Raw genomic sequence first — 5,974 nt, 5'->3', positions numbered from 1 at the left:
CGTCAGATCCGGTCGACCAGCAGCTTGGCGAAGGCGGCGGGGTCGGCGAGCGTGCCCCCCTCGGCCAGGACGGCCGCGCCCGAGAGCAACCGCGCCGTGTCGGCGAGGCCCGGGGCCGACGGATCCTCGGAGTACTGAGAGCGCAGCCGCTCGACCAGCGGATGCGAGGGGTTGAGCTCCAGGATCCTCTTGCTCGCGGGCAGCTCCATGCCCGAGGCCCGGTACATCGCCTCGAGCTGCGGGGTCATGTCGAACTCGTCGCCCACCATGCAGGCCGCGGACTCGGTGAGCCGCTGCGACAACCGCACCTGCTTGACCTCGTCGGACAGCTCCTCGCCCAGCCACTCGAGCAGGCCGGTGAACTCCGCGGAATCCGCCTGGCCCTTCTCCTCCTCGACCGGGGAGCCGATACCGGACAGGTCCACGTCGCCCTTGGCCACCGAGCGCAGGCGTCTGCCGTCGACCTCGCCGACCGCGTCCACCCACACCTCGTCGACCGGGTCGGTGAGCACCAACACCTCGACGCCCCGCGCCCGGAAGGCCTCCAGGTGCGGGGAGTTCTCCACCGCCGCGCGGGACGTGCCGGTGAGGTAGTAGATCTCCTCCTGCCCCTCGGCCATGCGGGAGACGTACTCGGCGATGGTGGTGCCCACCTCGTCGTCGTCGCCCCCGGTGGCCTCGTCGGAGGCTGCACGAGTGGACGCGAAGGTGCTCACGGCGAGGAGCTGCTCCCGGGCGTCGACGTCGGAGATCAGGCCCTCCTTGAGAACCGCTCCGAAGTTCTTCCAGAACGAGCGGAACTCCTCCGGACGGTCGGTCCTGATCTGCTCGATCGTCTGCAGGACCCGCTTGACCAGGCGCTTGCGGATCGCTCGGATCTGGCGGTCCTGCTGCAGGATCTCGCGCGAGACGTTGAGCGAGAGGTCCTGGGCGTCGACGATGCCCTTGACGAAGCGCAGGAACGGCGGCACCAGCTCCTCGCAGTCGTCCATGATGAAGACTCTGCGGACGTAGAGCTGGACGCCGCGCTTGGTATCCGGGGAGAAGAGGTCGAACGGCACCTGCGTGGGCAGGAAGAGCAGCGCCTGGTACTCGAACGTCCCCTCGGCCTTGAGGGTGATGGTCTCCAGCGGCTCGTCCCAGGCGTGGGAGACGTGACGGTAGAACTCCGAGTACTCCTCGTCGGTCACCTCGGAGCGGGGCCGCGTCCACAGCGCCTTCTGGGAGTTGAGGGTCACGGTCTCGGTGAGGGTGTTCTCCGCGGCGGGGTCGTTCCCCTCGTCGTCGTCCCCCGTCGGCTCCGGTGCCGGCCTCTCGACCTCCATCCGGATCGGCCAGGCGATGAAGTCCGAGTAGGTGCGCACGACCCGGCGCAGCGTGGACTCCGCGGCGTAGTCGGGCAGCGCCGCGTCCCCACCGGCCGGCTTGAGCTGCAGGATCACCGAGGTGCCCTGCGGGGCGTCCGGTGCCTCCTCGATCGTGTAGGTGCCCTCGCCGCCCGAGGTCCAGCGCGTACCCGTGGCCTCGCCGGCCTTGCGCGTGACCAACGTGACCGCGTCGGCGACCATGAACGTGGAGTAGAAGCCGATGCCGAACTGGCCGATGAGGTCCGCGGTGACCTGCTCACTGGCCTCGCCCGACTCCTGAGCCGCGCGGGCCGCGGCGAGGGCCTCGCGCATCTGACCGGTGCCCGACTTGGCGAGCGTGCCGATGAGGTCGACCACCTCGTCGCGGGACATCCCGATGCCGTTGTCGCGGATCGTCAGCGTCCGTGCCTGCTCGTCGGGGATCAACTCGATGTGCAGGTCCGAGGTGTCGACCCCCAGCGAGGAATCCTGGAGAGCGGCCAGTCGCAGCTTGTCCAGGGCGTCGGAGGAGTTGGAGATGACCTCTCGGAGGAAGGTGTCCGGGTTGGAGTAGATCGAGTGGATCATCAGATCCAGCAGCTGCCGGGTCTCTGCCTGGAACTCCCGGGTCTCGGCTGCGCCGGAGGTCTGCGGGCTCATGGTGGCGAGGGTTCCTCTCTCTGTGATGGGCGGGTCTGTGGGATGGGCGGGCGCGCCCCGTGAGGGCACCCCCACCGGACTGATCACGACGTGCTGTTCACGACGACACGATCAACCTACTGTGGGGTCCGGACATTCCGGAGGAGCCCCCGTGACCGAGAACCCGCTGCCCCACGACCACCTGGCCGTCCTCGACGCCGCCACCGAGCTGTTCGGGCGGGCGCTCGCCGACGGGCTCGACGGCGACTGCGGGTCGTGCCCCGGATGGAGTCGCCGGGACTGCGCCAACCACGTCCTCGGAGGCGGTCTGCGGTACGCGGCCTATTTCCCGCGCCTGCCGGAGTCCGAGATCGGTTGGACCCGGACAGCGGACCATGCCGGCGACGACCCCGTGGGTGCGCTGTCCCGTACCTCCGCCGGGCTTCGTGACCGGCTGGCCTCGGCCCCCGACGCCGATGAGCTGGTCGCCCACCGGCTCGCGGAGATCCCCGTCCGGGACCTGCTGGCGCTGCGGGTCTTCGAACTCCTCGTGCACGCCCACGACCTGCGCGGAGAATCATGGGAGTCCGACGAGGCCGAGACGCTCGCCGGCTGGGTGCTCGAGAACGGGCGGGACGTGGTGGAGCTCATGCGCACCTTCGGGGTGCTGGCCCCGGCGCGATCCGTGGGACCCGATGCGGACGCGCGTGCCGGGCTGCTCGCGGTGGCGGGCCGCGACCCCGGTTGACGGACACCGCCGCCCACCTTGCGCACACGCTCACCCCGGTCGGCGGAGGGCGATATTTCTCGTGACTGCGGCCGGCGACCGGTCTAGCGTCGATCATGCGGAGAACGCCTCAGGCACGGGCCGGGGCGCGCAGGCGAGAGGATCCGCGATGGCCATGCAGTCCAGCCCCTACATCTCCTTCCCGGGTAACGCCTCCGAGGCGTTCCCGTACTACCGCGACCTCTTCGGTGGCCGACTCGACCTGATGACCTACGACCAGATGCCGCCGATGGAGGGAATCCCGTTCACCCCGCCGTCCGGGTCGGTCGCCCACGCGACGCTGGAGGCCCCGGGCATCACCCTCACCGGCGGCGACGCCATGGGCGAGGACCTGCCCCGGCTCGCCAGTGACGTCTACTCGTTCCTGCTCGCCTTCGACACCACCGACGAGGCCCGCACCTTCATCGCCACCGTGGCCGACGACGGGGGCGAGCTGGCGATGCCGTTCGAGGTGGCTCCCTGGGGCGACCACTACGGTCAGGTCCGGGATCGGTTCGGCATCCGCTGGGACGTGGTGGTCGACGGATCGGCCGGGTGATTTCCGGCTGACCGCCCCGTGACACCCGTATCGATCACCTCCGCTTGTTACGGTTCAGCCATGGATATCTCCGGAGCAAGTGCAATCGTCACGGGCGGTGCGTCGGGAATCGGCGCCGCCGTCGTCCGTCAGCTCGCCGCGCAGGGTGCGAAGGTGGTCGTCGCCGACCTCAACGCCGAGAAGGGTGAGGCCCTCGCAGGCGAGGTCGGCGGCGTGTTCGTGGCCGTCGACGTGACCAAGACCGAGGACAACATCAAGGCCGTGGAGGCCGCGCTCGAGCTGGGCCCGCTGCGGTACCTGGTCAACTCGGCCGGCATCGGCTGGGCGCAGCGCACGATCGGCCGGGACGGCGAGTTCGCCTCGGCCTTCGACATCGACTCGTTCCGCAAGGTCATCGAGATCAACCTCGTCGGCTCGTTCGACATGCTCCGACTGGCCGCCACGGCCATGTCCCGCGGCGAGGCCGACGAGGACGGCCAGAAGGGCGCGATCGTCAACATGGCCTCCGTCGCCGCGTTCGACGGGCAGATCGGCCAGGCCGCGTACTCCGCGTCCAAGGGCGGCATCGTGGGCCTGACCCTGCCCGTGGCCCGTGACCTGTCGGCCGCCGGGATCCGCCTCAACACCGTCGCCCCCGGCCTCATCGACACCCCGATCTACGGCGAGGGCCCCGACTCGGAGACGTTCAAGGCCAAGCTGGGCGAGAGCGTCCTGTTCCCCAAGCGTCTCGGCTCGGGCGACGAGCTGGCGTCGATGGTCATGGAGCTGCTCACCAACCCGTACATGAACGCGCAGACCGTGCGCGTCGACGGTGGCATCCGGATGCCACCGAAGTGAGCTGACACCGCAGTGGGCTGACACCTCAGTGCGCTGACCCCTCAGTGCGCTGACCCCGGGTCGCCCCGGGTACACGACGGCCCCGCCGGATCGGATTCCGGCGGGGCCGTCGTGCGTATCCAGGGCCCGGCGTACGTCCACGCCGCGCCCGTCCCTCACTGTTCGCATCCGCGGACCGCAGCCGCTCGTGTACCTGAACTCTCGCGTGCGCAACTGCGCAGGCCGGTGTTCATCGAGACGGGCGCCTGCCCCGCAGGTGTACAGGCGCGGGAGCAGATGCCCGCCCGCCCGCCCGGGGGTGTCAGGCCCTGGCGCGGCGCTTCTTCAGACGCCCCTCGAGGTAGACGGCGAGCTTGGTGAGCGTGTAGTTGATGATCACGAAGAGGATGCCGGCCACGATGTACGCGGGAACGGTGTTGGCGTAGGCGGAGCCGAGGGTCTTGGACCAGTTGAGCAGCTCCAGGTAGGTGATGCCGTACCCCAGTGCGGAGTCCTTGAGGACGACGACGAGTTGGCCGACGAGGGCCGGGAGCATGGCCGTGAGCGCCTGGGGGAGCTGGATCGAGCGCAGCACCTGCCCCGGGGTGAGCCCCACCGCGAGTCCCGCCTCGGTCTGCCCCGAGGGCAGACCGTGGACTCCCGAACGGACGAGCTCCGCGATGACGGCACCGTTGTAGAGGGTGAGCGCGGTGACCACCGCGGCCAGCGGCGCGTGCTGATTGGGCACGATGTTCGAGGTGGCGAAGTACCCGAAGTAGGCGAACACCATCATCAGCAGCACCGGGACCGAGCGGAAGAACTCCACGATCACGCTGCAGAACCACCGCAGTGGGGCGAACGGCGAGAGCCTGCCCATGCCGAAGAGCAGCCCGAAGATCACCGCGAGGACGATCGAGATGGCCGCCGCGGTGAACGTCCCCTTGAGACCGGGGATCAGGTAGGAGGTCCACACCTCCGGGTCGGTGACGAACGGCTCCCACATGAACGCCTGCAGCTGGCCGGCGGCCTCGAACTGGATGTAGACCACGTAGGCGATGCCGACGGCGATCAGGGCACCGATCACCGTGAAGATCTTGTGGCGGAGGCGGGCCTTGGGGCCCGGGGCGTCGAACAGGACGGCCTGGGTGCTCATCGCTTCACCGACAGCTTCCGTGAGAGGGACGTGGTCCAGAGTCCGATCGGGAGGGTGAGGATCACGAACACCATGGCGAAGAAGAAGAACGTCGGCAGGCTCGCGCCCTCGTTCTCCGTGATCACCTGGAGCAGCCCCGCCGAGTCGCCCACGCCGATGACGGCGGCGACCGTCGAGTTCTTGATGAGAGCGATGATCACCGAACCCATGGGTGCGATGGACCCTCGGAACGCCTGCGGGAGGATCACCTCCCGCAGCGACTGCCCGAACCCGAGTCCGATGGACCGGGCGGCCTCGGCCTGGCCCACCGGGACCGTGTTGACACCGGAGCGCAGGGCCTCGCAGACGTACGCCGCGTGGTAGACGGCGAGCATGATCGCGGCCCACCAGAAGGCGTTGCGGGCGAAGTCGTCCGAGACGGACAGCTGGAGGATGAAGGACAGGCCGAGGATGCTGAACACCATCAGCAGCGTCAGCGGCAGGTTCCGGAAGATGTTGACGTAGGAGGTGCCGAGTCCGCGGAGGACGGCCACCGGGGAGACCCGCAGGATCGCGATGATCGTCCCCAGCACCAGTGCGCCCACCGTCCCGAGGAGCGAGAGCTGAATGGTGACCCACACCGCCCCGAGGACGTCATAGTCGGCGAAGATATCGCCCATGGTCCACCTTCCGTCATGAGGTGTGGAGGGCCTCCG

Annotated in this window: 6 protein-coding genes; 3 read left to right on the top strand and 3 right to left on the bottom strand. The window is 69.2% G+C overall.

Annotation, left to right across the window (positions count from 1 at the left end):
- Positions 1-2: 2 nt before the first annotated feature.
- Positions 3-2,006 (bottom strand): molecular chaperone HtpG, encoded by a 2,004-nt coding sequence (gene htpG / locus G6021_RS11840; RefSeq protein WP_179523721.1) that lies wholly within the window; start codon positions 2,004-2,006, stop codon positions 3-5.
- A gap of 151 nt (positions 2,007-2,157) precedes the next feature.
- Between htpG and G6021_RS11835 the strand changes: the two genes are divergently transcribed.
- From G6021_RS11835 to G6021_RS11825, 3 genes are all read left to right on the top strand, one after another.
- Positions 2,158-2,733 (top strand): maleylpyruvate isomerase N-terminal domain-containing protein, encoded by a 576-nt coding sequence (locus G6021_RS11835; protein ID WP_182617653.1) that lies wholly within the window; start codon positions 2,158-2,160, stop codon positions 2,731-2,733.
- Positions 2,734-2,881: 148 nt separating this feature from the next.
- Complete coding sequence (locus G6021_RS11830; protein ID WP_179523723.1) at positions 2,882-3,310, top strand: VOC family protein; 429 nt, start codon at positions 2,882-2,884, stop codon at positions 3,308-3,310.
- Positions 3,311-3,370: 60 nt separating this feature from the next.
- Entirely contained in the window at positions 3,371-4,147 is a 777-nt protein-coding gene (locus G6021_RS11825; protein WP_182641360.1) for an SDR family NAD(P)-dependent oxidoreductase, read from the top strand.
- Positions 4,148-4,448: 301 nt separating this feature from the next.
- On the opposite strand, the gene G6021_RS11820 is transcribed toward G6021_RS11825, so the two are convergent.
- Together G6021_RS11820 and G6021_RS11815 are read right to left on the bottom strand one after the other, a co-directional pair.
- Complete coding sequence (locus G6021_RS11820; RefSeq protein WP_179523725.1) at positions 4,449-5,279, bottom strand: amino acid ABC transporter permease; 831 nt, start codon at positions 5,277-5,279, stop codon at positions 4,449-4,451.
- Complete coding sequence (locus tag G6021_RS11815) at positions 5,276-5,938, bottom strand: amino acid ABC transporter permease (RefSeq protein ID WP_095718779.1); 663 nt, start codon at positions 5,936-5,938, stop codon at positions 5,276-5,278. The genes G6021_RS11820 and G6021_RS11815 overlap by 4 nt, the downstream gene beginning before the upstream one ends.
- Positions 5,939-5,974: the final 36 nt, after the last annotated feature.

Origin of the sequence: Dietzia sp. CW19, assembly GCF_014145265.1 — a bacterium.
Classification (GTDB): domain Bacteria; phylum Actinomycetota; class Actinomycetes; order Mycobacteriales; family Mycobacteriaceae; genus Dietzia; species Dietzia natronolimnaea.
The sequence above is the reverse complement of the archived record's forward strand: the minus strand, read 5'-3'. Positions and strand labels throughout refer to the sequence as shown.